Annotated in this window: 21 protein-coding genes; 12 read left to right on the top strand and 9 right to left on the bottom strand. The window is 71.9% G+C overall.

Annotated elements, in window-relative coordinates; all coding sequences use genetic code 11:
- Positions 1–126: 126 nt before the first annotated feature.
- Genes IE226_RS26925 through IE226_RS26915 form a run of 3 tightly spaced genes read right to left on the bottom strand, consistent with a single transcriptional unit; the run spans position 127 to position 3,446 of the window.
- Positions 127–657, bottom strand: coding sequence for a nuclear transport factor 2 family protein (locus tag IE226_RS26925; protein WP_190083979.1), 531 nt, complete (start codon positions 655–657; stop codon positions 127–129).
- Positions 654–1,526 (bottom strand): dihydropteroate synthase, encoded by an 873-nt coding sequence (folP, locus tag IE226_RS26920; RefSeq protein WP_190083978.1) that lies wholly within the window; start codon positions 1,524–1,526, stop codon positions 654–656. The genes IE226_RS26925 and folP overlap by 4 nt, the downstream gene beginning before the upstream one ends.
- Positions 1,527–1,556: 30 nt before the next feature.
- Positions 1,557–3,446: a phosphatidylglycerol lysyltransferase domain-containing protein gene (locus IE226_RS26915; protein ID WP_229871561.1), complete on the bottom strand. Its 1,890-nt coding sequence runs from the start codon at positions 3,444–3,446 to the stop codon at positions 1,557–1,559.
- Positions 3,447–3,633: 187 nt separating this feature from the next.
- Here IE226_RS26915 and IE226_RS26910 point away from each other — a divergent pair, with 187 nt between their 5' ends.
- Positions 3,634–4,758, top strand: a complete 1,125-nt coding sequence (locus IE226_RS26910) for an alpha/beta hydrolase (protein ID WP_190083977.1) — start codon at positions 3,634–3,636, stop codon at positions 4,756–4,758.
- Positions 4,759–4,801: 43 nt separating this feature from the next.
- On the opposite strand, the gene IE226_RS26905 is transcribed toward IE226_RS26910, so the two are convergent.
- Entirely contained in the window at positions 4,802–5,959 is a 1,158-nt protein-coding gene (locus tag IE226_RS26905) for an ABC transporter ATP-binding protein (protein ID WP_190083976.1), read from the bottom strand.
- Between the two features lie 131 nt (positions 5,960–6,090).
- Here IE226_RS26905 and IE226_RS26900 point away from each other — a divergent pair, with 131 nt between their 5' ends.
- The 4 genes from IE226_RS26900 to IE226_RS26885 all read left to right on the top strand — a co-directional run bounded on the left by IE226_RS26900 (position 6,091) and on the right by IE226_RS26885 (position 9,820).
- On the top strand, positions 6,091–6,819 hold the full coding sequence (locus IE226_RS26900) for an ABC transporter permease (protein WP_190083975.1): 729 nt from the start codon (positions 6,091–6,093) through the stop codon (positions 6,817–6,819).
- Positions 6,816–7,496: an ABC transporter permease gene (locus IE226_RS26895; protein ID WP_190083974.1), complete on the top strand. Its 681-nt coding sequence runs from the start codon at positions 6,816–6,818 to the stop codon at positions 7,494–7,496. Before IE226_RS26900 ends, IE226_RS26895 begins: the two co-directional genes overlap by 4 nt.
- A gap of 138 nt (positions 7,497–7,634) precedes the next feature.
- On the top strand, positions 7,635–8,612 hold the full coding sequence (locus tag IE226_RS26890) for an ABC transporter substrate-binding protein (RefSeq protein ID WP_190083973.1): 978 nt from the start codon (positions 7,635–7,637) through the stop codon (positions 8,610–8,612).
- 152 nt (positions 8,613–8,764) lie between these two features.
- Positions 8,765–9,820, top strand: coding sequence for a hypothetical protein (locus IE226_RS26885; protein ID WP_190083972.1), 1,056 nt, complete (start codon positions 8,765–8,767; stop codon positions 9,818–9,820).
- 150 nt (positions 9,821–9,970) lie between these two features.
- Here the strand turns inward: IE226_RS26885 and IE226_RS26880 are convergent, their stop codons facing one another.
- On the bottom strand, positions 9,971–11,314 hold the full coding sequence (locus IE226_RS26880; protein WP_190083971.1) for a PH domain-containing protein: 1,344 nt from the start codon (positions 11,312–11,314) through the stop codon (positions 9,971–9,973).
- Positions 11,311–11,820 carry a PH domain-containing protein gene (locus IE226_RS26875; protein ID WP_190083970.1) on the bottom strand — a complete coding sequence of 170 codons (510 nt, stop codon included), beginning with the start codon at positions 11,818–11,820 and terminating at the stop codon, positions 11,311–11,313. The genes IE226_RS26880 and IE226_RS26875 overlap by 4 nt, the downstream gene beginning before the upstream one ends.
- A gap of 63 nt (positions 11,821–11,883) precedes the next feature.
- Between IE226_RS26875 and IE226_RS26870 the strand changes: the two genes are divergently transcribed.
- Positions 11,884–13,035 carry an NADH-quinone oxidoreductase subunit D gene (locus tag IE226_RS26870; RefSeq protein WP_190083969.1) on the top strand — a complete coding sequence of 384 codons (1,152 nt, stop codon included), beginning with the start codon at positions 11,884–11,886 and terminating at the stop codon, positions 13,033–13,035.
- A gap of 26 nt (positions 13,036–13,061) precedes the next feature.
- On the opposite strand, the gene IE226_RS26865 is transcribed toward IE226_RS26870, so the two are convergent.
- Positions 13,062–14,009: an SAM-dependent methyltransferase gene (locus tag IE226_RS26865; protein WP_190084142.1), complete on the bottom strand. Its 948-nt coding sequence runs from the start codon at positions 14,007–14,009 to the stop codon at positions 13,062–13,064.
- A 162-nt stretch (positions 14,010–14,171) separates the two neighbouring features.
- On the opposite strand from IE226_RS26865, the gene IE226_RS26860 reads away from it, so the two are divergent.
- Both IE226_RS26860 and IE226_RS26855 read left to right on the top strand, forming a co-directional pair.
- Positions 14,172–15,374: a sensor histidine kinase gene (locus IE226_RS26860; RefSeq protein WP_190083968.1), complete on the top strand. Its 1,203-nt coding sequence runs from the start codon at positions 14,172–14,174 to the stop codon at positions 15,372–15,374.
- 99 nt (positions 15,375–15,473) lie between these two features.
- Positions 15,474–16,148, top strand: a complete 675-nt coding sequence (locus tag IE226_RS26855) for a response regulator transcription factor (protein WP_190083967.1) — start codon at positions 15,474–15,476, stop codon at positions 16,146–16,148.
- Between the two features lie 21 nt (positions 16,149–16,169).
- Here IE226_RS26855 and IE226_RS26850 read toward each other — a convergent pair whose 3' ends face one another.
- Complete coding sequence (locus tag IE226_RS26850; protein WP_190084141.1) at positions 16,170–17,282, bottom strand: DUF5937 family protein; 1,113 nt, start codon at positions 17,280–17,282, stop codon at positions 16,170–16,172.
- Between the two features lie 265 nt (positions 17,283–17,547).
- On the opposite strand from IE226_RS26850, the gene IE226_RS26845 reads away from it, so the two are divergent.
- On the top strand, positions 17,548–17,793 hold the full coding sequence (locus IE226_RS26845) for a hypothetical protein (protein ID WP_190084156.1): 246 nt from the start codon (positions 17,548–17,550) through the stop codon (positions 17,791–17,793).
- Here the strand turns inward: IE226_RS26845 and IE226_RS26840 are convergent.
- A complete protein-coding gene (locus tag IE226_RS26840; protein ID WP_190083966.1) occupies positions 17,750–18,991 on the bottom strand; it encodes a threonine aldolase family protein in 1,242 nt (413 codons plus the stop codon). The two genes, IE226_RS26845 and IE226_RS26840, sit on opposite strands and share 44 nt — an antisense overlap.
- Before the next feature lie 147 nt (positions 18,992–19,138).
- Here IE226_RS26840 and IE226_RS26835 point away from each other — a divergent pair, with 147 nt between their 5' ends.
- Genes IE226_RS26835 through IE226_RS26825 form a run of 3 tightly spaced genes read left to right on the top strand, consistent with a single transcriptional unit; the run spans position 19,139 to position 22,856 of the window.
- Entirely contained in the window at positions 19,139–20,077 is a 939-nt protein-coding gene (locus IE226_RS26835) for a Rossmann-like and DUF2520 domain-containing protein (RefSeq protein WP_190083965.1), read from the top strand.
- Positions 20,074–21,075 (top strand): pantoate--beta-alanine ligase, encoded by a 1,002-nt coding sequence (gene panC, locus IE226_RS26830; RefSeq protein WP_190083964.1) that lies wholly within the window; start codon positions 20,074–20,076, stop codon positions 21,073–21,075. Before IE226_RS26835 ends, panC begins: the two co-directional genes overlap by 4 nt.
- Positions 21,072–22,856 carry an L-aspartate oxidase gene (locus tag IE226_RS26825; protein ID WP_190083963.1) on the top strand — a complete coding sequence of 595 codons (1,785 nt, stop codon included), beginning with the start codon at positions 21,072–21,074 and terminating at the stop codon, positions 22,854–22,856. Before panC ends, IE226_RS26825 begins: the two co-directional genes overlap by 4 nt.

The raw sequence follows: 22,856 nt of genomic DNA, 5'->3' as shown, positions 1-22,856 counted from the left end.
ACTCCTGCAATCGTCGGTATCGGCAGGCCTGCACCGAGTGCGGTCGGCACACCAGCCTCGATCGAATCTACCTGCGCGCACTGACAGTCCTTGCCCGCGGGGGCTCCTGCAATCGCGCCTACCCACTCAGGAGGGTGACTCCTCGCCCTCTTCGTCGTCGGTTTCGGCGAGTACGGGTGAGGCGTGGTGCGACCACAGTTTCCAGCCGTCCTCTGTGCGCCGGAAGACATTCGTGGCGACCACGAGCTGGCCGACCAGCGGGCCGAGTTCGCCGCCGCCCTCGGGGGGCGGGCCGCCGCTGAGGATGTTCTCCGTGCAGGTCACCAGGGCGGTGTCGCCGGCGACACCGACGTGCACGTCGGTCAGGAAGAACTGGATGTACTCGGTGTTCGCCATGATCAGCGCGTACGACCTGAGGACCTCGCCGCGGCCCGTGAGGACCGGCCAGCCGGGGTGGACGCAGGAGATCGCGGCTTCGTCGCCGTCGTCCGCGATGTCCTCGTCGTCCCGGCCGTCAGTGTCCGGATCCGCTTCCGGGGCCGCGTCCCCGTCCATCCAGAGGTCGGAGAGCTCGTCGAAGTCGCCGCGTTCCAGTGCTTCGTAGAAAGCCGTGTTGGCCAGCTCGACCTGTTGCGCGTCGGTCCTGGCCCCGGTCACCGGATACCGCCCGCCGTGCTCGTCACGGCGTGTGCGACACGGACGGCGTCGGCGGTGGCCCGCACCTCGTGCACGCGGACCGCCCAGGCGCCCTGGTGGGCGGCGATGGCGGAGACGGCGGCGGTGGCCGCGTCGCGCTCGCGGGCGGGCGGCGGCGCGCCCTCGGGCCCCGCGAGGACACGGCCGAGGAAGCGCTTGCGGGAGGCGGCGACCAGGACCGGGTGGCCGAGCTCACGGAGGCGGTCGAGGCGGCCGAGGAGCGCCAGATCGTGCTCGACGTCCTTGGAGAAGCCGAGGCCCGGGTCGATGACGATGCGCCCGGGGGCGATGCCGCCCTCGATGGCGGCCTGCACGCGCGCGTGGAGCTCGTCGACGACTTCGGAGACCACGTCCCCGTAGACGGGCTTGGCGTGGATGTCGGTGAGGAAGCCGCGCCAGTGCATGACCACGAAGGGCGCCCCGGCGGCGGCCACCGCGGGGACCATGCGCGCGTCGGCGAGGCCGCCGCTGACGTCGTTCACCAGGACGGCGCCCGCGGCGAGCGCCTGCTCGGCGACGCTGGCGCGCATCGTGTCCACGGAGACCGTCACGCCCTCGGCCGCGAGCCCGCGCACCACGGGGACCACGCGCCGCAGCTCCTCGTCCTCGTCCACGCGCGAGGCACCGGGACGGGTCGACTCACCGCCCACGTCGACCAGGTCGGCGCCCCGGGCGACCAGGTCGATGCCGTGCTTGACGGCGGCCGTGGTGTCGAACCAGCGGCCCCCGTCGGAGAAGGAGTCCGGGGTCACGTTCACGACCCCCATGACCGCGCAGCGGCCCCACTCCGGCAGTCCCTCGACCGTTCCCCGCCCGCGCAACGTACTCATGCCTCCAGCCTAGGCCCGTGCGGGCGGGCTCTATGCCGCCCGGACCTCGCGCTCCGCCGCGCGGTGGGGGCAGGGGCGGCGCTGTGCGCTCCCCCGGCGCAGGAAGCGGGGTGGCGCGAGGGTCACGAAGCCCTCGGCCTGCATGGCCGCGAAGCCGATGCGGGGGAGCTCCTTGGAGGAGCGGTAGACGACGAAGCGGGGCTCCCAGCGGGGGCGGAACTTCGCGTTGAACTTGTACAGGGACTCGATCTGGAACCAGCGCGACAGGAAGACGAGCAGTCCGCGCCAGGTGCGGAGCACCGGGCCCGCGCCGATCTTCTCGCCGCGTGCGAGTGCCGCGCGGAACATCGCGAAGTTGAGGGACACGCGCGCGATGCCGAGCTTCGGGGCGGCTTGCAGGGCGGCCACGATGAGCAGCTCGTTCATGCCGGGGTCGGCGGTCCGGTCGCGGCGCATGAGGTCCAGGGAGACGCCGTCCTTGCCCCAGGGGACGAAGTGCAGGACGGCTTTGAGGTCTCCGTAGGGGCCCGGTTCGTCGGCGGCCTTGTGGGCGGTCGCGATCAGGCAGTCGCCGTCGTCCGGGTCGCCGATGCGGCCGAGCGCCATGGAGAAGCCGCGCTCGGTGTCGGTGCCCCGCCAGTCGTCGGCGGCGCGCTGGATGCGCTCCAGTTCGTGCTCCCCGAGGTCACGCACGCGCCGTACGCGGGTCTCGTACCCACCCCGCTCGATCCGCTTGACCATCTGGCGTACGTTGCGCATCGCACGCCCGGACAGGGAGAAATCCGCGACATCCACCACCGCCTCGTCGCCCAGTTCGAGGGCGTCGAGCCCGGTCTCGCGGGTCCAGACCTCGCCGCCCGTCTCGGAGCAGCCCATGACGGCGGGCGTCCAGGAGTGGGCCTTCGCCTCGTCCATGAAGCGCTCGATCGCGCCGGGCCATGCCTCCACGTCGCCGATCGGGTCGCCGCTGGCGAGCATCACTCCGGAGACGACGCGGTAGGTGACCGCCGCCTTGCCGCTGGGGGAGAAGACCGCGCCCTTGTCGCGGCGGAGGGCGAAGTGGCCGAGCGAGTCGCGTGCGCCGTGCTTGTCGAGCAGGGCGCGCAGCTTCGTCTCGTCGTCCTCGGTGAGGCGTGCGGCCGGGTGCTCGGGCCGGAAGGCGAGGTAGATGGTGGTGATCGCGGTGAGCAGGCCGAGGGCGCCCAGGGAGCAGGCGACCGTCCAGGAGGTCCGCCCGTAGTAGTCGACGGGCCCCTCGAAGCCGAACAGGCCGTACAGGACATGCGCGAGGCGGTCCGTGATGCTCGGGTCCCCGATGACCCTGTGCGGGTGGGCACTGACGATCAGCAGGCCGAGGAGGATGGAACCGGCCCCGAGGAGCACGAAGTTGGCGAGCGCCCGCCAGCGGCTGCGCGGGTCGGGCAGCGCGGCGAACTCACGCCGGTGGCGAAGCAGCAGCGTCAGGAGCACGAGCGAGATCAGTACGCCGATGACCGAGTGCCGGTAGGCGAACTGGGCCACGGCCCCCACCGGGAGCAGCACCACCGCGGCCCGCCAGGCCCGGCGCTTGTGGCGGCGCAGGCCGTGTGCGAGCAGCAGCAGGAGTACGCCGATACTGAGGGCGAGCGCGGCGGCGAAGGGGCCGAGCGCGCCGGGCAGCACCTCGGCGATGGCGTGCATGCGGCTCTTGCGGAAGCGCGGGAAGACGCCTGCCGCGATGTTCAGGAGGCCCACGAGGGTGCAGGCGCGGGCGACGATGACCGGTACGGCCTCGGGGCGGGGGCCGCGGAGCAGCCGGCCGAGTCTGCCGTCACGGAGTCTGCCGGTACGGAGCCCGCCGGTGCGGCGCCGGCCTTCGGGGCGGCTGTCCTCACCATCCGGAACCCCACCCGATATTTCGGCATCTATCCTGACAGACATCGCATCCCGTGGTTCTGCGAGAGAGCTTGAATCCGGCACCAAAACGGCATCCGGCGACATTGCGCCCTCTAGGACGGTCCTTCCGGTTATCGGGTTCACTCCCGACCTGAAAACCGCCGGAAAAGACCGGAAAAGTAACGACGGGCAGAAGCGACGGAACAGTCAGAAAGCGCAGGCAGAACACCTCATGGGTCTGACGAGCACAGCGGTCCTCACGTCGGCGGTTCTCCTCGCCGTCGTGCTGTTCATCGGCACCGTCTGGCTCTGGCCGCGCCTTGCCGGGCGCTCCTGGCGGGCCGTCACCGGCCGCGTCGGACTGCTCCTCGCCACCCAGCTGGCGGTCTTCGCCTCGGTCGGTCTCGCCGCCAACCAGGCCTTCGGCTTCTACGCCACGTGGGCGGATCTCTTCGGCCGGGAGACGAGCCCCGGTGTCGTCGTCGACCACGATCCCGCCGGGGGCGGTTCCCCGGTCGACCTGCGCGGCACCCGGCCGGTGAACGTGTCCGGCGGCGACCGGCCCCCGATCGGCGGCCAGATCCAGAGGGTCGTCGTCAGCGGAGAGGAGTCGGACATAGCAAGCCCCGCGTACGTCTATCTGCCGCCCGAGTACTTCCAGCCGCGGTACAAGAAGCGCACGTTCCCCGTCTCCGTGGTGCTCACCGGCTACCCCGGCACCGCCGAGGCGCTGATCAAGGGCCTGCACTACCCGCAGACCGTCCACCAGCAGGCCAAGCGCGGCCTGATGCAGCCGATGATCCTGGTAATGATGCGGCCCACCGTGGCGCCGCCGCGGGACACGGAGTGCGTGGACATCCCCGGCGGGCCCCAGGCCGAGACGTTCTTCGCGAAGGACCTGCCCCGCGCCATTTCCGCGCACTACAGGGCGGGCCGTACCGCGGGGAGCTGGGGCGTCATCGGGGACTCCACGGGCGGCTACTGCGCACTGAAGCTCGCCATGCACCACCCCGGCACGTACGCCGCGGGGGCGGGCCTCTCCGCGTACTACAAGGCGCCGATCGACGTCACGACCGGCGATCTCTTCCACGGCGACAAGGAGGCGGAGCGGCGCGCCGACCTCATGTGGTACCTCGACCGCATGCCGCCGCCCAAGACGTCCCTCCTCGTCACCACCAGCAAGCAAGGAGAGGACAACTACGCGGACACCGAGAAGTTCATCGGCAAGGTGAAGCCGCCCACGCGCGTCTCGTCGATCACGCTCGACAGCGGCGGGCACAACTTCAACACGTGGCGCCGTGAGATCCCCGCCGCCATGGAGTGGATGAGCGGGCGCCTGAGCGGCAAGCAGACCTGACCCGGCCGCGTGAGGGGGCTGCTGGCCCCCGACGACAGGGGCCCTACCTCTTGCCGATGCCCGTGATGGTCTCCAACTCGACGTCCCCGCGCGCGATGTCACGCCCGTCCGCCGCCGTGGACCTGCGCAGCGCCTCGTGCAGCCGGGCCGGGGTGAGGATGCCGAGGAAGCGGCCCTCGCTGTCCTTGTCGATGACCGCGATCCAGCCCGCGTCGTGCTGGAGCATCGTCGAGAACGCCTGCTTCAGGGTCGCGCCGACCGGCAGCCAGGCCTCCATGCGGCGTGCGTGGTCCCGTACCGTCCCCGGGCCGCTGTGCGCGTGTTCGGCGGAGATCCAGCCGTGCAGGTTGTTCTCGCCGTCCAGGACGACGGCCCAGCGGGCGTCGAGCTTCGCGGGCAGCGGGTCGTCCAGGTGCAGGACGGGCGGCTGCTCCAGGTCGCCCTCCTCGATGGGCGTCACGGAGAGGCGCTTGAGGCCGCGGTCGGCGCCGACGAAGTCCGCCACGTAGTCGTTGGACGGGGCGCCCAGGATCGTCGAGGGGGTGTCGAACTGCTCGATGCGGCCTTCTCCGTAGACGGCCATGCGGTCGCCGAGGCGGACGGCCTCCTCGATGTCGTGCGTGACGAACAGCACCGTCTTGCGGACGGCCTGCTGGAGGCGGAGGAACTCGTTCTGCAGGTGCTCGCGCACCACGGGGTCGACGGCACCGAACGGCTCGTCCATCAGGAGCACCGGCGGATCGGCCGCGAGCGCGCGGGCCACGCCCACGCGCTGGCGCTGGCCGCCGGAGAGCTGCTCGGGGTAGCGGTCGCCGAAGGTGGCGGGGTCCAGGCCGACCAGGTCGAGCAGTTCGGCGGCGCGCTCGCGTGCCTTGCCGCGCTTCACGCCGAGGAGGTGCGGCACGGTCGCCGTGTTCTCCAGGACCGTTTTGTGCGGGAAGAGGCCGACTTGCTGGATGACATAGCCGATACGGCGCCGGAGTTGGACCGGGTCGGTGGTGGATATGTCCTCGCCCTCGACGAATATCCGGCCCTCCGACGGCTCGATGAGACGGTTCACCATCTTCATCGTCGTCGTCTTGCCGCAGCCCGACGGGCCGACGAGCGTGACCAGTTCACCCTCGGCGACCTCGAAGGACAGGTCGTCGACGGCGGTGGTGCCGTCCTCGTACCGCTTGGTGACGTGCTCGAACCGGATCATGATTCCCCATTGTTGCGGGCGTTGTGTAAAGCCCATGTTGCGCCTGTACGACGAGTCTCGGCGATTGTCGGTGCCCCGCGTTAGGGTCGCCAGACGGCCTCGGGAATCGGGATGCGGGGGGAGCGGGGCGGATGAGCGGACAGAACTGTCTGGTGACGAACGACTGGATCTGCGGGGAGTACGTCAGCTCCCGCAGCCAGGAGTTGATCGACGCCACCGTGCAGCACGTGGGCATCACCGCCGCCTCGGTCGCCATCGGCGTGGCCGTCTCGCTGCCGCTCGCGCTGCTCGCCCGGCGCTGGCGCTTCCTCGCGGGCCCGATCCTCGGCGTGACGACCGTGCTCTACACCGTGCCCTCGCTCGCGATGTTCTCGCTCCTGCTGCCCTTCTTCGGGCTCTCGGCCGCACTGGTCGTCACGGGTCTCGTGCTGTACTCCCTGACGATCCTGGTGCGCAACATCCTGGCGGGGCTCCAGGCCGTGCCGGAGGAGGCCAGGGACGCCGCAAGGGGGATGGGGTACGGCCCGCTGCGGCTGCTGTGGGAGGTCGAACTGCCGCTCGCGCTGCCCGCGCTGCTCGCCGGCGTCCGCATCACCACGGTCTCGACGGTGGCCCTGACGACCGTGGGCGCGATCGTGGACTACGGAGGCCTCGGTTCGCTGATCCTCGACGGCCTCGACACGACCTTCAAGGCGCAGGTGCTCACCGCGTCCGCGCTCTGCGTGGTCCTCGCCGTCGTCGCCGATCTGCTCCTGCTCGCGCTCCAGCGGTGGCTGACGCCCTGGACCCGGGTCCGTCGCATACGTACGAACCGTCCCGCCCGCGCGGAGCGCCCGGCCAAGGTGGCTGAACCTGCATGAACGCGATCACAGGCGCGTACGACTGGCTGACCACGAGTGCCAACTGGCAGGGCGAGAAGGGGGTGTGGCACCGGCTCGCCGAGCATCTCTACTTCAGCGGGGTGTGCCTCGCCGTCGCGTGCCTGATCGCGCTGCCGATCGCCCTGTATCTCGGCCACATCGGCAAGGGCGGCGCGCTCGCGGTGAACATCTCGAACATCGGCCGCGCGGTGCCGACCCTCGCGGTGCTTGTACTGCTCACGCTCACTCCGCTCGGCGAGCACGGGGACGTGCCGACGCTGATCGCGCTGGTGCTTTTCGCGGTGCCGCCCCTGCTGACCAACGCGTACATCGGGATGCGCGAGGTCGACAGGGCGGTGATCGAGGCCGCACGGGGTATGGGCATGAGTGGCCGCCAGCTGTTCGCCCGGGTCGAGCTGCCGCTCGCGTACCCGCTGATCATGACGGGGGTCCGTTCCGCGGGCGTGCAGGTCGTCGCCACGGCGACGCTGGCCGCCATGGCGGGCGAGGGGGGCCTCGGCCGCATCATCACGGCCGGGTTCAACCTGCAGAACACGCCCCAGGTGGTGGCGGGCGCGCTGCTCGTGGCGCTGCTCGCGCTCTTCGTGGAGGTGGTGCTCGTCGTGGTGGGGAAGGTGTTCGACCCCATGCGGGGTCGCACGGGGGTCGCGCAGTGATCGCCGGGCGGCAGTTGGCGGCAGGTAGTCGGCGGCAGGCGGTTGGCGGCAGGTAGTCCGCGACGGGTAGATCGCGGCAGTATCAGTGTTTCCAGGGGCTTTCGAGTTCCCAAGGGCTTTCGAAATGGTGGTTCACCGATGAACAGCACAACGCGTCGCGCGCGACGGATGGCAGGGGCGGCCGCGGCCGTCGTGGCGCTGACCGCGGGGCTCACCGCGTGCGGCGGCGACAGCCTGGAGAAGGACGGCGGGGGCGACGGCGCGGGCAAGGCGGGCGACAAGGGCAAGATCGTCGTCGGCTCGGCCCGTTTCACCGAGCAGAAGGTGCTCGCCGAGCTCTATGTGGGAGTCCTGGAGGACGCCGGGTATGACGCGGAGGTCAAAACCGTCCAGAACCGCGAGGTCTACGAACCCGAGCTGAAGAAGGGCGCGATAGATGTCACTCCGGAATACGCGGCGACGCTCGCCGAGTTCCTGAACCTCGGCAAGAACGGCCCGAAGGCCGAGCCGGTCGCGTCGAATGATGTGGACGACACGGTGGCCGCGCTGAAGAAGCTCGCCGAACCGCAGGGCCTGAAGGTGCTCGAGGTCGGTGAGGCGGTCGATCAGAACGCGTTCGCGGTGAGCAAGGAATACGCGAAGGAGCACAAGCTCAAGACGCTTTCCGATCTTGGAAAGTCCGGCGAGAAGGTCAAGATCGCCGCGAGTGACGAATGCGAGTCGCGGCCGTTCTGCGCTCCGGGACTCAAGAAGACGTACGGCATCGATGTCGCGGGAATCGACCCCAAGGGCGTCGGTACCACGCAGTCGAAGCAGGCCGTCAAGAACGGCACGGACCAGGTGGTGCTGACCACGACCACCGACGCGACGCTCGACAGCTTCGGACTTGTGGCCCTTGAGGACGACAAGAAGCTGCAGAACGCGGACAACATCCTTCCGGTTGTGAATGCGAAGGACGCGGGCGGCAAGGAGATAGCCGACGCGCTCGGGAAGCTGACGAAGGCGCTGACGACGGAAGATCTCGCGGAACTCGACCGGAAGGTCGATGTGGAGCGGCAGAAGGAAGCCGATGTCGCCAGGGAGTATCTGGAGTCGAAGGGAATGATCAAGAAGTAGCGCGACCGGCTGCGGCATCCTCGAAGTGGCTCGTCCGAAAGCGGAGTTGAGTGGCCGAAGAGGATCGTTAAGGGTGGGGAGTGGGCACAGTGGCGTTGTCTTTTTGGCGGGCGGGGCACCAGAGTTCGCCTACGCGCGGTAAGTTTCTGGCCATGCCACGTGGACGTCACCGCCATTCCCCACCCTTGCACAGGCTGCTTCCTCCCTCGACGGTCGCAGGCCTCTCTCTTGTCTGCGCCGGCGGCGCCTGGCTGTTCGCGGAACCCGTCGTGCTCCGCGGCCTGGTCGCCGCGGCGGCAGCGGCAGCCGTCGTGGGCTCGGTCGTCATGCGCCAGTGGGACCTGGCGGCCGGAAAACGCGTCGCCGAGCTGGGCCGGGCCCGCAAGAGCGACGAGTGGCGCTACGAAGAACGCATAGCCGAGTGCGAGTCCGACCTCGAGGAGTCCCGCGAGATCCGGGGCCGCCTGGAGACGAAGCTGCGCTCCAAGCGGGCCGAGCTCGCCGCCCTGCGCAACGAACACGCGGCGCTGTTGCGGCGGTACGCGACGGCGGAGACCGAGCGGGCCAGTGCGCTTGAGGGGCGGCGGCTGCTCGCCATCGAGTCGGCCACTCCGGCGCGGGCGTTGCCGCCGGCACCGGCCCGGGAGCAGGCGCCGGCCCGCGTCGAGGCGCCGGCCCCCGTCGTGCGTCCGGGGACGATCGCGCCTCCGTCGCTGTACGAGCGGGCGAACTCGGCGCTCGACCGGCTGACGCCGAAGCCGACCCGCGAGGACGGACTTGCCCGCAAGGGCGGGCTTCCGCGTGAGGGCGGGCTCTCCTCCGGGGGTGCGATTTCCGGCCAGAGTGCGGACGGGGACGAAGCGCGGGGGAAGTCCGGGGCGGCCGAGGGGTACGGCGGGCATGAGCGCGCGGTCGCCGTCGCGCCGCCCGCACAGAGGCTGCGTCCGGCCGTACAGGGAGGTTTCGACTTCTTCGGTACGAAGGGCGAGGCGTCCGCGGGGGCACTGGAGTCCGTCCAGAACGTGGATCTCGCCGACGTCGTGGGCGAGGAGGCACTCGCCGTGCACAAGGCGGAGGCCGAGGCGGAGTTCAAGGCGCCGGGCGGGGATGCCGAGCAGCGGGGCGTGGGCCAGGTCATCGACCTGACGGCGCATGACGAGACCGAGCAGATCGACGTGGCGGAGCTGCGGACGGCCCTGCGAGCGTGAGCGGGCCCCTGGGCCTTGGGCGCCGTCCTCACCGGCTTCGCCGAGTTCGTCCTCAATCGCCGGACGGGCTGAAAATTTCCGGCCGGGCTGGATAGATCCAGCCCGGCCGGCGATTGAGGGCATCTTGTCGGGGTCTGGGGCGGCGCCCCGTCACGCCATCCAGCGGTCAGGCCGCGCCGTCCTGCGGCTCGTGCGGGATCTCTCCGCCTGGGCGGACAGCAGCTCGGCCGCCTCCCCCGCAGGACGGAACCGCGCCGTCACCGTCTTGTTCGCCCCCGTGTCCACCTCGACGTCCGCCACCCCCTTGAAGCGCTCCCAGGGCCCCTGCGTCAGGCGCACGCTCTGCACCTTCGCGTGCGGCACCAGGGACAGGCGGCGGCGCAGCAGCCCGTGCCGTGCCGCGAACACCGTGTCCGTCACCGCGAGGCCGTACCCCTTCCACCACACCGGAAGGCACCACGCCGCCCGCGCGGGAGGGCGGATCAGCTCGGCCGGAGCAGGGACCCGGACGCCCGGCAGGATGCGCGCGATCACCGCCTCCGCGACCTCACGCGGCGCGACCGGGACCAGGACGCCGTTGGACGAGCCGGCCACGTCCAGCTCCACCCGCACCCATCCGCGCCGCCGCCACAGCCACGGTTCCACGACGCGCACGGTCTGTACGCGGCCCGGCGGCACCGTCTCGTGCGCCTTGTCGAGCAGGCCGTGGTCGATGCGCAGGCCGTCGGGGGACTCGCCCACCTTCCAGTCGTACTCCCCGATGAACCGCCCGATGCTGCTGGCGAACGCGCCGCCCAGCATGGGGAGTCCGGTCGCGAGCACTGTCCACAGGTTGTGGGTGGCGAACCACAGCAAGGGCGGCACGACGAGCGTGGCGACGAGCATTCCCCAGGTCGTGCCGGTGAGGACCAGGGAGATCGCGAGCATGCGCGGTTGTACGTGCACGAGGTTGCTGACCGGCGCCTCACCGACCTCGTGGGCCGTCTCGGGTGCGAAACCGGCCGCCCGCGCGAGCAGTTCGGCCCGCAGGGCGGATGCTTCCTCCTGGCCCAGATAGGCCAGTTCGTCCTTCTTCTCCGCCCCGACGACGTCCAGCTTGAGCTTGGCGACGCCCGCTATGCGGGCCGCGAGCGGCTGCGTCACGTCCACCGCCTGGAGCCGGTCGAGCCGGATGTGCGCGGTCCGCCGGAAGATCAGTCCGGTGCGGATGCGCAGTTCGGTCCCGGTGACGGCGAAGTGCGTGAACCACCAGCTCATGAAGCCGTAGAAGGCACCGCCCAGGAGGACGACGGCGACCCCGGCGAGCAGATGGGTCACCGCGAGCTCGGAGAGCCGTCGCTGCGTGCCGTTCGGGTCGTGCACCGCGAAGCCCACGACGACCGCCACCGGTGCCCAGGCGCGGCGCAGGGGCGTGACGGGGTGCAGACGCCGTTCTCGTACGGTCTCGGTGCCGGGGGCGTGTTCTTCCCCGGCCGCCTCCCGTACGCCGCTCACAGCCCCGCCGAGCGGGCCTCGCCCAGTTCGGTGAGCCGGTCGCGCAGCCGTTCGGCCTCCTCGGGGATGAGGCCGGGGATCCGCGCGTCCGTGGCGGCGGCGGCCGTGTGCAGCTGCACGCTGGCCAGGCCGAAGTGCCGCTCCACGGGACCCGATGTCACCTCGACGAGCTGCATCCGGCCGTACGGGACGATCGTCTCCTCGCGCCAGAGCACGCCCCGGCTGATCAGCAGGTCGTCGGCCCGCTCCGCATACCGCCAGGAGCGCCAGTTGCGCCCGAGCATCGGCCAGCCCCAGGCCACGACCGCCAGCGGAAGGGCCGCGAAGGCCGACCAGCCGGGCCCGGCGAAGATCCACAGGAGCACCCCGACGGCCGCCGCGATCGGCACGAGCCACACCACGAGGAGCAGCCGCCGCATGCGCAGCAGCCCCCGCGGCAGCCCGGTCCACACCGGCTCCGCCCCCGACTCTTCCGGCCGTGCCGGCTGTGCGGTCCCCGTTTCCATGCCCCAAGCGTACGTAGCGGAGGTGACAGTCGCGTATGGCCGCGCGTACGAGAGAATGCGCGCATGAGCCCCACGACGGAGACCACGCTCGGCATCGGCGGCGCCGCGGAGAGCACCGACATGGTGCTCAACATCGGCCCGCAGCACCCGTCCACACACGGCGTGCTGCGGCTGCGCCTCGTCCTGGACGGCGAGCGGATCCAGCAGGCGGAACCGGTCATCGGCTATATGCACCGCGGTGCGGAGAAGCTCTTCGAAGCGCGCGACTACCGGCAGATCGTGGTGCTCGCCAACCGGCACGACTGGCTTTCCGCGTTCTCGAACGAACTCGGCGTCGTCCTTGCCGTGGAGCGGATGCTCGGCATGGAGGTGCCCGAGCGCGCCGTCTGGATGCGCACGCTGCTCGCCGAGCTGAACCGCGTCCTCAACCACCTGATGTTCCTCGGCTCGTATCCGCTCGAACTGGGCGGGATCACCCCGGTGTTCCACGCGTTCAGGGAGCGCGAGGAGCTGCAGAACGTCATGGAGGAGATCTCCGGCGGCCGTATGCACTACATGTTCAACAGGGTGGGCGGCCTCAAGGAGGACCTGCCCGCCGGATGGGCCGCACGCGCGCGTGCGGCCGTCGCATCGGTGCGCTCCCGCATGGACGTGTACGACAAGCTGGTGCTCGGCAACGAGATCTTCCGCGGGCGTACGCGCGGCGTCGGAGTGCTTTCCCCGGAAGCGGTGCACGCCTACGGAGTGAGCGGCCCCATCGCCCGCGCCTCCGGGGTCGACTTCGACCTGCGGCGTGACGAGCCCTACCTCGCGTACGGGGAGCTCCAGGACACCCTGAAGGTCGTCACGCGCCAGGAGGGCGACTGCCTGGCCCGCTTCGAATGCCTCCTGGAGCAGACCCACAACGCCCTCGACCTCGCCGACGCCTGCCTGGACCGGCTCGCCGAACTGCCGCAGGGGCCGGTCAACCAGCGCCTCCCGAAGGTGCTCAAGGCCCCCGAGGGCCACACGTACGCGTGGACCGAGAACCCCCTGGGCATCAACGGCTACTACCTGGTCTCCAAGGGCGAGAAGACCCCGTACCGCCTGAAGCTGCGCTCGGCGTCGTACAACAACATCCAGGCACTCGCCGAGCTGCTGCCCGGCCAGCTGGTCGCCGACATGGTGGCGATCCTGGGTTCGCTCTTCTTCGTGGTCGGAGACATCGACAAGTAGTGGGGCACCGGCAGGCAGGCAGCTGATCACGTTCCCAGCGGGTCGGGGATTCCCTTCGGCTGGAGCAGCCACCCGAAGTCGCCGAGTCCGCCCGCGGCGGTCAGCTCGGCCGCTTCCCCCGCGCGCGTGAGGGCCTGTACGTACGCCGCGGGGTCACCGGAGGCCAGCGAGAGCGGCGGGCGGCCACCGCTCACTCCCAGGGCGCGCAGGGCCGCCCGCTGGGTCAGCAGGGTCGCTCCGGGCGGCGCGCACGCGTCGAGCGCCACATGGGCCGTGATGTCGCAGGTGCCGTCCGGCACGGGTGCCGTCTCGCGGCCCGCGCGGAAGCCGGTCAGCGTGCCGAAGGGCGGGCGCCCGGCGCGGTCGTGCGCGTAGTCGACGGCGACCGCGAGACCGCGCGTCAGCGTCGCCGCGGCGCCCTCCCACGCCTCGTCCCTGGAGCGGCCGATCTCCGCGCGCAGGCCCGGCTCCGGGGCGAGGGGCCACCAGCGCGCGAGCCATTCGGCGTCCCGTCCTGCGACGGGGGCGCCGAGGGATTCGGTGCCGTCGTCGCCTACGAGGACATGGCGGACGACGCCGTCCGGCGCGACCTCGGCGACGTCCAGGGGGACGTTGTCCAGCCACTCGTTGGCGAAGAGCAGGCCCGTGACCCCGGCCGGTGCCCGGTCGAGCCACTCGACGCGCGGATCGAGGCCTTCGGGGCGTCCGGCCCGCTCCACCGCGCAGGCACGCGCGCGTGCAGCCACATTCACGGGCAGCGCCGCGAGGACGCCCGCGGTCAACTCGCCGCGGCCCGCGCCGAGATCCACGAAGGCGATCTCGTCCGGGTGGTCGAGCGCCTCGTCGACGCGGCACAGGAGCCGGGCCACCGCGTCGGCGAAGAGCGGCGACGCGTGTACCGACGTCCGGAAGTGCCCGGCGGGTCCTTCGGGGCGCCGATAGAAGCCCCGGGGCCCGTACAAAGCCGCTTCCATGGCTTCCCGCCAGCCGCGCCGCACGTCCTGCCCCTGACTCCGGACCTCGTCTCTCACGCGAGAAGGCTAAGCGGGCCTCCACCTTGGGGAGTACACGCGAGCGATGCGGATCGGCCCTCCGGTTGACCCCGCAGGGCCATAGCGCTGCCTACGCTGGGTTACGTGCAACGCGTCTATGACTTCCTCCGCAGACACCCGACCGGGGTCGATGGCTTCTGGGCCATCGCCCTGCTCGGGATCTCCGGCATCGGTCTTGTCTCCATGGCCGACGCGGAAGGCCATGACCCGGCGATCCCGGCCGTCCTCGTCATCCTCGGCATGTCCGTCGTGGTGGCGCTGCGCCGCAAGTACACCGAGAAGATGCTGATCCTCGCCGCCGTACTCGGCGTCGCCCAGCTGACCTTCGACGTACAGACGATGCCGGCGGACTTCGCGATGCTGGTGATCATCTATACGGCTTCGGCCGACGGTGCGAAGTGGGCCTCGCGATTCGCCCTCACCGGCGGTCTGTGCGCGGCTCCGCTTTCGTCGCTGCGCTGGCCCGAGGAGAGCATAAGCACCTTCGGCAGCATCTTCTTCGCGATCTTCCAGATGGTGCCCTTCGCCCTCGCGTGGGTGCTCGGCGACTCCATCCGCACCCGGCGCGCCTACTTCGCCCAGCTGGAGGAGCGCGCCGACCGCCTGGAGAAGGAGCGGGCCGCCCAGTCCAAGGTCGCGGTGGCGGCCGAGCGGGCCAGGATCGCGCGCGAGCTGCACGACGTCGTCGCGCACAACGTCTCGGTGATGGTCGTCCAGGCCGACGGCGCCGCGTACGTCCTCGACCAGGCCCCCGAGCAGGCCAAGCAGGCCCTGGAGACCATCTCGGGCACCGGACGACAGGCGCTCGCCGAGATGCGCAGGCTGCTCGGCGTGCTGCGCACGGGCGAGCACCAGGAGGGCGGTGAGTACGTACCGCAGCCCGACGTCGAGCAGCTCGACGAGCTCATCGAGCAGGTGCGCACGGCAGGGCTGCCGGTCGACTTCAAGGTCGAGGGCACCCCGCGCCCGCTGCCCAGCGGCGTCGAGCTCACGGCGTACCGCATCGTGCAGGAGGCGCTCACCAATACCCGCAAGCACGGCGGCGAGAACACCGGCGCGAGCGTGCGCCTTGTCTACTTCGACGACGGCCTGGGGCTGCTCGTGGAGGACGACGGCAAGGGCGCACCGCACGAGTTGTACGAGGACGGCGGCGCCGACGGCAGCGGGCACGGACTGATCGGCATGCGGGAGCGTGTCGGCATGGTCGGCGGCACCCTCGACGCGGGGCCGCGGCCCGGCGGAGGCTTCCGCATCAGTGCGCTGCTCCCGCTCAAGCCCGCAAATTGACACCTGTCACTGAAATGTCCAGGCCTACGCTCGTGACCGCGTCCGTTCGCTCGTGACCACCCCCGTACGCTCAGGAACACACCCACGAAAGGGCCATTGATGTCGATCCGCGTCATGCTCGTCGACGACCAGGCGCTGCTGCGCACCGGGTTCCGGATGGTGCTCGCCGCACAGCCCGACATGGAGGTCGTCGCCGAGGCGGGCGACGGTGTCGAGGCGCTCCAGGCCCTGCGGACGACCGAGGTCGACGTCGTGCTCATGGACGTGCGCATGCCGAAACTGGACGGCGTGGAGACGACCCGGCGCATCTGCCAGGACGAGAATCCGCCGAAGGTCCTTATCCTGACGACCTTCGACCTCGACGAGTACGCCTTCTCGGGGCTGAAGGCGGGCGCGTCCGGCTTCATGCTCAAGGACGTGCCCCCGGCGGAGCTGCTCGCCGCGATCCGCTCCGTGCACAGCGGTGACGCGGTGGTCGCGCCGTCCACGACGCGGCGCCTCCTCGACCGGTTCGCGCCGATGCTGCCGAACGCGGGCGGGCAGCCGCAGCACAAGGAGCTCGAGCGGCTCACCGACCGCGAGCGCGAGGTCATGATCCTGGTCGCCCAGGGGCTCTCGAACGGGGAGATCGCGGCGCGGCTCGTCCTGTCGGAGGCCACGGTGAAGACCCACGTGGGCCGCATCCTGACGAAGCTCGGCCTGCGGGACCGGGTGCAGGTGGTCGTCCTCGCGTACGAGACGGGCCTCGTGCGGGCCGGTGGCGGGGCGGCCTGACGGCCGATCGCCCGTGGAGGGTCAGCGCAGGATGCCCTCCAGGAAGTCGCTGCCGAGGCGGGCCACCACGGAGACGTCCAGCTGGTGCATCACGTACCGGCCGCGGCGCGTGGTGGTGACCAGGCCCGCCTTCTTCAGGAGCTTGAGGTGCCGGGAGACCTCCGGCGCCGTGAGCCCGGTCGCGTGGGCCAGCTCGCCGGTGCTGAAGGGCGCCCGGGCCATGTCGCGGCACAGCCGCAGGCGCACGGGGTGCGCGAGGGCCGTGAGGCGCCGCTCCAGGGTCTCCACCGAGGTGGGTCTCGCCGGGTCCGGGGACGAGACGGGGTAGTGCACGACCGGGCGCCAGCCCGGGGCGTGCAGGACCATCAGGTGCGGCCAGGCGAAGTGTGACGGCACGAACGTGAGCCCCGCGCCCAGGGTGTGGTCCAGGGCCGTCGTGGAGCCCGGCACCAGCTTGTCCGCGGTGATGCGGCGGCCGTCGGCGTCCACCGAGAGTGCCGCCGACACCGAGGTCAGCACCTCGGCGAGACCTTTGTGGCGCAGTATCTCGGTCTTGTGCCGGGCGTCGGCGGCCAGTTGGACGCGCACCCGCCGCCAGGTGTCGGCGAAGAACGCCTCGTCGCAGTCCTCCAGGAGGCGGCGCAGCCAGGCGCGGACGGTGTGCGGGTCGGCCAGGAGGCGCTCGGTGAAGTCCAGTTGCCGGGCGCCGCGGGTGGCGGCGAGCTCCAGGGCGCGGGCGCGGCGAGCGGGGTCGGTGAGCGGCGAGGGGCCGCCTGCGTCGTACGTCGTGCTGCAGGTGAACTCCAGGGCCGCCTTGACGAATCGGTCGTCGTCCAGGCGGTCGAGGAGGTCGAGCTCCTCGGTGAGCGTCGCCCCCGGCCTGCCGTCGCCGTCCGGCAGCCCCGCGAACGGCATGAAGACGTCCGAGAACGTGTTCCGCCACAGGAAGTCGGCCTCGCACAGCCGGTCGGCGAGGTCCGGCTTGAGCGACGCGGTGGTGGCGGTGGCCCAGCCGTGCATCCCGGGGTGGTGTCCTGGCTCGGCCAGCGCGTGCAGGGCGACGCCCAGCTCCGCCAGGGGCGAAGGGTCGAAGAAGATCCGCTCCTGAGGCAGGCCCGCGATCTCGATGTGCACGCTCATGGCCCCATCGTGCACCGCGCCACTGACATCCCGGCCGCCGATTGACGCGGGGTGTCAATCGGCGCGACGGGAGTGCGGCGGCGGGCGCAGTCTGTGGTGACGGAGCCGGAATCCGATCCGGCTTCCCCCGGTCCGAGCCTGCCCGGGGCCCACCCTCGCCCCCGGTCCGGCCGTGCTCCGGCCCACCCTGCGCCGACCCTGTTTCCCGTCGGCACATCGATGCCCGATAAGTACCATTTGTAATGAGAGGCGAACCATCATGAGCATCACGCAGCAGTACCTCCTCGACACCTACCGCGCCGCCCGGCACGACGAGCGGACGCCTCCCGCCCCCGGCACGCAGGACTGGCAGGTCATCCGCGAGGTGCGCGACTACGGCCGCTTCCGTGCCGTCGTCGGGGAACGCCCCGCGCGCGGGCGGATCCGGGCCTGGCTCGCCGGCGTCGCCGCCCGCGCCGGGCTCAGCCGGGGATCCGCCGTACGAATTCCGCGGCCGCGTCACTGACGTCGCCGGGCGTCCACTCCAGGCCCGCCTCGGTCACGGTGACCTCCGTGACCGCGAGGCCGGGCGGCCCGTCGGAGAACCACCGGCCGAACAGCTGGGTCTTGGTCTCCTCCGCCTGCCCGAGCGCCGCCTCGGTCAGGACATCGGGGTCGTACGGCAGCCAGACCTGGAACTGGTGGGTGTGCGGCTGCCCCGGGTGCACGCGCGACCAGGGCACCCCGGCGGCCGCGAACCCTTCGCGCAGCGCGTCGGCGACCACGCGCGCGTGGGCGACGTAATCCGGCAGGCGAGGAAGCGTGTTCTTCAGGCCGAGCAGGGCGGCGACGGCGGCCGGGTACTGCTGGAAGACCTGGCCGCCGTAGCGGTGCCGCCAGGTCACCGCCTCGTCGACCAGAGTGCGCGGGCCCGCGAGCGCCGCGCCGCTCAGGCCGTCCAGGGACTTGTAGAACGACACGTAGACGGTGTCCGCGAGACCGGCGATCTCCGCGAGCGAGCGGCCGAAGTGCGGGGTGCACTCCCACAGGCGCGCGCCGTCGAAGTGCACGACGGCGTCGCGTTCGCGGGCCGCCGCCACGACCTCTTCGAGCTCGTCCCAGGACGGCAGGACGAAACCGGCGTCCCGGAGCGGCAGTTCGAGCATCAGCGTCCCGAAAGGCTCTCCGAAGTCCCGCACCTCCCCGGCCGTGGGCAGCCGCGGCTCCCGCGTGGGGTGCACCGTGCGTAGCCCGCTCACCGCGTGCAGGGCGCCCCCTTCGTGGACCTCGGGGTGGGCCTTCGGGTGCAGGGCGACGGTCGCGTTCCCCGTACGGCCCGCCCAGCAGCGCAGGGCGACCTGCTGGGCCATCGTGCCGGTGGGGAAGAACGCCGCGGCCTCCTTGCCGAGCAGCCGGGCGACCTCTTCTTCCAGGCGGGCGACGACCGTATTGCCGTAGATGTCGACGGGCTCGTCCGGGCCCACGACCTCCGGGGCCGCGGCGGCCAGTGCGGAGAGCCGCGTGGCGATCGGGAGGTGCGCGGACCAGCGGTGGAGGGTCCGGTCGGCGCCGAGTCCCGCGGCCCGGCGGCGGGCGGCGAGCAGTTCCTCGTCGCTCGCCTCGCCGTCCGCCGGATGCTCCTGCCTCTGCTGCCCAGACTGCCCCTGCTGCCCCCGTTCCCCCTGCTGCCCCCGTCGCTCCTGTGCTCCGTCGTGAGAAGTCATGCCCCGAGCATGGCGTGTGCGCGACCACCGGTCATATCAATACCCACAGCCTGTGGACAGCCGAGGACGCGGCGCGCACCAATCGCGTTAGCATGACGAGAAATCGTCCGGTACCCCGAGCGGACTGGAACGGGAAGGCGTCATCGCGTGAACGCACCTCATCAGCCAGACCCGCGGGACCGTCCCGCGAGGCTCACGGTGGGTGTCGTGGGAGCGGGCCGGGTAGGCCCCGCGCTCGCCGCGGCACTCCAGCTCGCCGGGCACCGCCCGGTCGCCGCGTCGGGAGTCTCCGACGCCTCCGTACGGCGCGCGGCGGCCCTGCTGCCCGACGTCCCCCTCGTCACCCCCGCCGACGTCATGGAGCGCGCCGACCTGGTCCTCCTGACCGTGCCGGACGACGCCCTGCCGGGCCTCGTCGAGGGCCTCGCCGAGACCGGAGCGGTCCGCCCCGGCCAGCTCCTCGTGCACACATCGGGGCGGTACGGCACAAAGGTGCTCGAACCCGCCCTGCGAGCCGGCGCCCTGCCGCTCGCGCTGCACCCCGCCATGACGTTCACCGGCACCCCCGTGGACGTACAGCGCCTCGCGGGCTGCTCCTTCGGCGTCACCGCCCCCGAAGAGCTGCGCCTGGCCGCGGAGGCCCTGGTCATCGAGATGGGCGGCGAGCCCGAGTGGATCGCCGAGGAGGCCAGGCCGCTCTATCACGCGGCGCTCGCACTCGGCGCGAACCACCTGGTCACGCTGGTCGCCGAGTCCATGGACCTGCTCCGGGACGCGGGCGTGAGCGCCCCCGACCGGATGCTCGGCCCGCTGCTCGGCGCCGCCCTGGACAACGCCCTGCGCTCCGGCGACGCGGCCCTCACCGGCCCCGTCGCGCGCGGGGACGCGGGCACCGTCGCCGCGCACGTCGCCGAGCTGCGCAAGCACGCGCCGCAGACCGTCGCCGGATATCTGGCGATGGCCCGCGCGACCGCCGACCGCGCGCTCGCCCACGGCCTGCTCAAGCCCGAGCTCGCCGAGGATCTCCTGGGAGTCCTCGCCAACGGCGGGAGCCCGTCCGGCGGCACCGGGGGAGGGACGCGATGACCCGCCTCGTACACACCGCCGAACCCCTGCGCACGCGCGCGCGTGCCGGCCGCCGTGTCGTCGTCATGACCATGGGCGCCCTGCACGAGGGCCACGCCACCCTGATCCGCACCGCGCGCCGGATCGCGGGCGACGAGGGCGAAGTCGTGGTCACGGTCTTCGTGAACCCCCTCCAGTTCGGCGCGGGCGAGGACCTCGACCGCTATCCCCGCACCCTGGATGCCGACGTCAAGATCGCCGAACAGGAAGGCACGGACTTCGTGTTCGCTCCCTCCGTCGACGAGGTCTATCCGGGAGGCGAACCGCAGGTCCGCATCAGCGCGGGTCCCATGGGCGCACTCCTCGAAGGGGCCACGCGCCCCGGCCACTTCGACGGCATGCTCACGGTCGTCGCCAAGCTGCTGCACCTCACGCGGCCCGACGTGGCGCTGTACGGACAGAAGGACGCCCAGCAGCTCGCCCTCATCCGCCGCATGGTGCGCGACCTGAACTTCGGCGTCGAGATCGTCGGCGTACCCACCGTGCGCGAGGACGACGGCCTCGCCCTCTCCAGCCGCAACCGCTACCTGTCGGCGGACGAACGCCGCACCGCGCTCGCGCTCTCCCGGGCCCTCTTCGCCGGCCGCGACCGGCACGCCGCCCAGGAGGCCCTGCACGCGCGCGCGGCGCTCGCCCCCGTCACGCACGCGCGCGCCGACGCCCTGAACGCCCTGGGGGAGTCCCGCGCCGCCGCCGACACCCACGCGCTCGCCCAGTCCGTCACGCCGTCCGTGCCCGGCGGCCCCGCCGCCGTCCGTGCCGCCGCGCGGCAGGTCCTCGACCAGGCGGCCCGCCGCAAGACCCCGCTGGTCCTCGACTATCTGGCCCTCGTCGACCCGGCCGACTTCACGGACGTACGGCCGGGCCACACCGGTGAGGCGGTCCTCGCCGTGGCGGCCAGGGTCGGTACGACCCGGCTGATCGACAACATCCCGCTCACGTTCGGAGCCACCCCATGAGCGCCACCGGAATACGGCTGCACGCCCCCGCGCCGGGCTGGTCCCTGGCAGCCGACGTCGTCGTCGTCGGCTCCGGAGTGGCCGGACTGACCGCGGCCCTGCGCTGCTCGGCGGCGGGACTGAAGACCGTCGTGGTCACCAAGGCCCGCCTGGACGACGGCTCCACGCGCTGGGCCCAGGGCGGCATCGCCGCGGCACTCGGCGAGGGCGACACCCCCGAACAGCACCTGGACGACACCCTCGTGGCGGGCGCGGGACTGTGCGACGAGGCCGCGGTGCGCACCCTGGTCACCGAGGGCCCCGACGCCGTGCACCGCCTCATCGAGACCGGCGCCCACTTCGACACCGGCCCCGAGGGCTCCATCGAGCTGACCCGCGAGGGCGGCCACCACCGCCGCCGCATCGCGCACGCGGGCGGCGACGCGACCGGCGCGGAGATCTCCCGCGCCCTGGTCGAAGCGGTACGGGCGCGGTCCATACCGACCGTGGAGAACGCCCTCGTACTGGACCTGCTCACCGATGCCGAAGGCCGCACCGCCGGAGTCTCCCTGCACGTCATGGGAGAGGGCCAGCACGACGGCGTGGGCGCGGTCCACGCCCCCGCGGTCGTCCTCGCCACCGGCGGCATGGGCCAGGTCTTCTCGGCCACCACGAACCCGTCCGTGTCGACGGGCGACGGCGTCGCGCTCGCCCTGCGCGCGGGCGCCGAGGTGAGCGACCTGGAGTTCGTGCAGTTCCACCCCACCGTGCTCTTCCTGGGCGCCGACGCCGAGGGCCAGCAGCCGCTGGTCTCCGAGGCGGTGCGCGGCGAGGGAGCCCACCTCGTGGACGCGGACGGCGTGCGCTTCATGGTCGGACAGCACGAGCTCGCGGAGCTCGCCCCGCGCGACATCGTCGCCAAGGGCATCACCCGGCGCATGCAGGAGAAGGGCGCCGAGCACATGTACCTGGACGCCCGGCACTTCGGCGCCGAGATGTGGGAGAACCGCTTCCCCACCATCCTCGCCGCCTGCCGCACCCACGGCATCGACCCGGTGACCGAGCCCATCCCCGTAGCCCCGGCCGCGCACTACGCCTCCGGCGGCGTCCGCACCGACCCGCACGGCCGCACCACGGTCCCCGGCCTGTACGCCTGCGGCGAGGTCGCCTGCACCGGCGTGCACGGCGCGAACCGCCTCGCGTCGAACTCCCTCCTGGAGGGCCTTGTCTACGCCGAGCGCATCGCCGAGGACATCGCGGCACAGCACGCGGAGAAGGCCCTCCCCGGCCTCTACGCGGCAGTTCCCGTCCCCGTGCCGGCACCGGCGCCCGACCACACGGCGCCCGCGCACCCCCTGCTGCCCCCCGAGGCCCGCTTCGCCATCCAGCGCGTGATGACCGACGGCGCCGGAGTGCTCAGGTCCGCCGACTCCCTCGCCGAGGCCGCCGCCCGGCTCGCCCGTATCCACGCCGAGGCCGCGGGCGCGCTCGCCGAGGACGGCAAGACGGCCGAGCCCGGCGTGGACACCTGGGAGACCACCAACCTCCTGTGCGTCGCCCGCGTCCTGGTGGCCGCCGCCCAGCGCCGCGAGGAGACCCGCGGCTGCCACTGGCGCGAGGACCGGCCCGACCGCGACGACGAGGCCTGGCGCCGCCACATCGTCGTACGGCTGAACGCGGACCGGACCCTGGCCGTGCACACGACAGAAACCCCCGACTTCCCGCCGACCGACCCGAGTCCCGGCACCCGTCCCAGCTCCAGCCCCAGCATCAGTCCCAGCCCCAGTCCCCAGGAGAAGTGA

Source organism: Streptomyces longisporoflavus (assembly GCF_014649775.1).
GTDB lineage: Bacteria > Actinomycetota > Actinomycetes > Streptomycetales > Streptomycetaceae > Streptomyces > Streptomyces longisporoflavus.
This window is presented reverse-complemented; position numbering and strand designations above follow the sequence as displayed.

Coding starts and splice junctions, on each gene's coding strand:
- folP (WP_190083978.1), bottom strand. CDS start 1,526: ATGAGTACGTTGCGCGGGCGGGGAACGGTCGAGGGACTGCCGGAGTGG.
- IE226_RS26915 (WP_229871561.1), bottom strand. CDS start 3,446: ATGTCTGTCAGGATAGATGCCGAAATATCGGGTGGGGTTCCGGATGGT.
- IE226_RS26910 (WP_190083977.1), top strand. CDS start 3,634: ATGGGTCTGACGAGCACAGCGGTCCTCACGTCGGCGGTTCTCCTCGCC.
- IE226_RS26905 (WP_190083976.1), bottom strand. CDS start 5,959: ATGATCCGGTTCGAGCACGTCACCAAGCGGTACGAGGACGGCACCACC.
- IE226_RS26900 (WP_190083975.1), top strand. CDS start 6,091: ATGAGCGGACAGAACTGTCTGGTGACGAACGACTGGATCTGCGGGGAG.
- IE226_RS26895 (WP_190083974.1), top strand. CDS start 6,816: ATGAACGCGATCACAGGCGCGTACGACTGGCTGACCACGAGTGCCAAC.
- IE226_RS26890 (WP_190083973.1), top strand. CDS start 7,635: ATGAACAGCACAACGCGTCGCGCGCGACGGATGGCAGGGGCGGCCGCG.
- IE226_RS26885 (WP_190083972.1), top strand. CDS start 8,765: ATGCCACGTGGACGTCACCGCCATTCCCCACCCTTGCACAGGCTGCTT.
- IE226_RS26875 (WP_190083970.1), bottom strand. CDS start 11,820: ATGGAAACGGGGACCGCACAGCCGGCACGGCCGGAAGAGTCGGGGGCG.
- IE226_RS26870 (WP_190083969.1), top strand. CDS start 11,884: ATGAGCCCCACGACGGAGACCACGCTCGGCATCGGCGGCGCCGCGGAG.
- IE226_RS26865 (WP_190084142.1), bottom strand. CDS start 14,009: ATGGAAGCGGCTTTGTACGGGCCCCGGGGCTTCTATCGGCGCCCCGAA.
- IE226_RS26855 (WP_190083967.1), top strand. CDS start 15,474: ATGTCGATCCGCGTCATGCTCGTCGACGACCAGGCGCTGCTGCGCACC.
- IE226_RS26845 (WP_190084156.1), top strand. CDS start 17,548: ATGAGCATCACGCAGCAGTACCTCCTCGACACCTACCGCGCCGCCCGG.
- IE226_RS26840 (WP_190083966.1), bottom strand. CDS start 18,991: ATGACTTCTCACGACGGAGCACAGGAGCGACGGGGGCAGCAGGGGGAA.
- panC (WP_190083964.1), top strand. CDS start 20,074: ATGACCCGCCTCGTACACACCGCCGAACCCCTGCGCACGCGCGCGCGT.
- IE226_RS26825 (WP_190083963.1), top strand. CDS start 21,072: ATGAGCGCCACCGGAATACGGCTGCACGCCCCCGCGCCGGGCTGGTCC.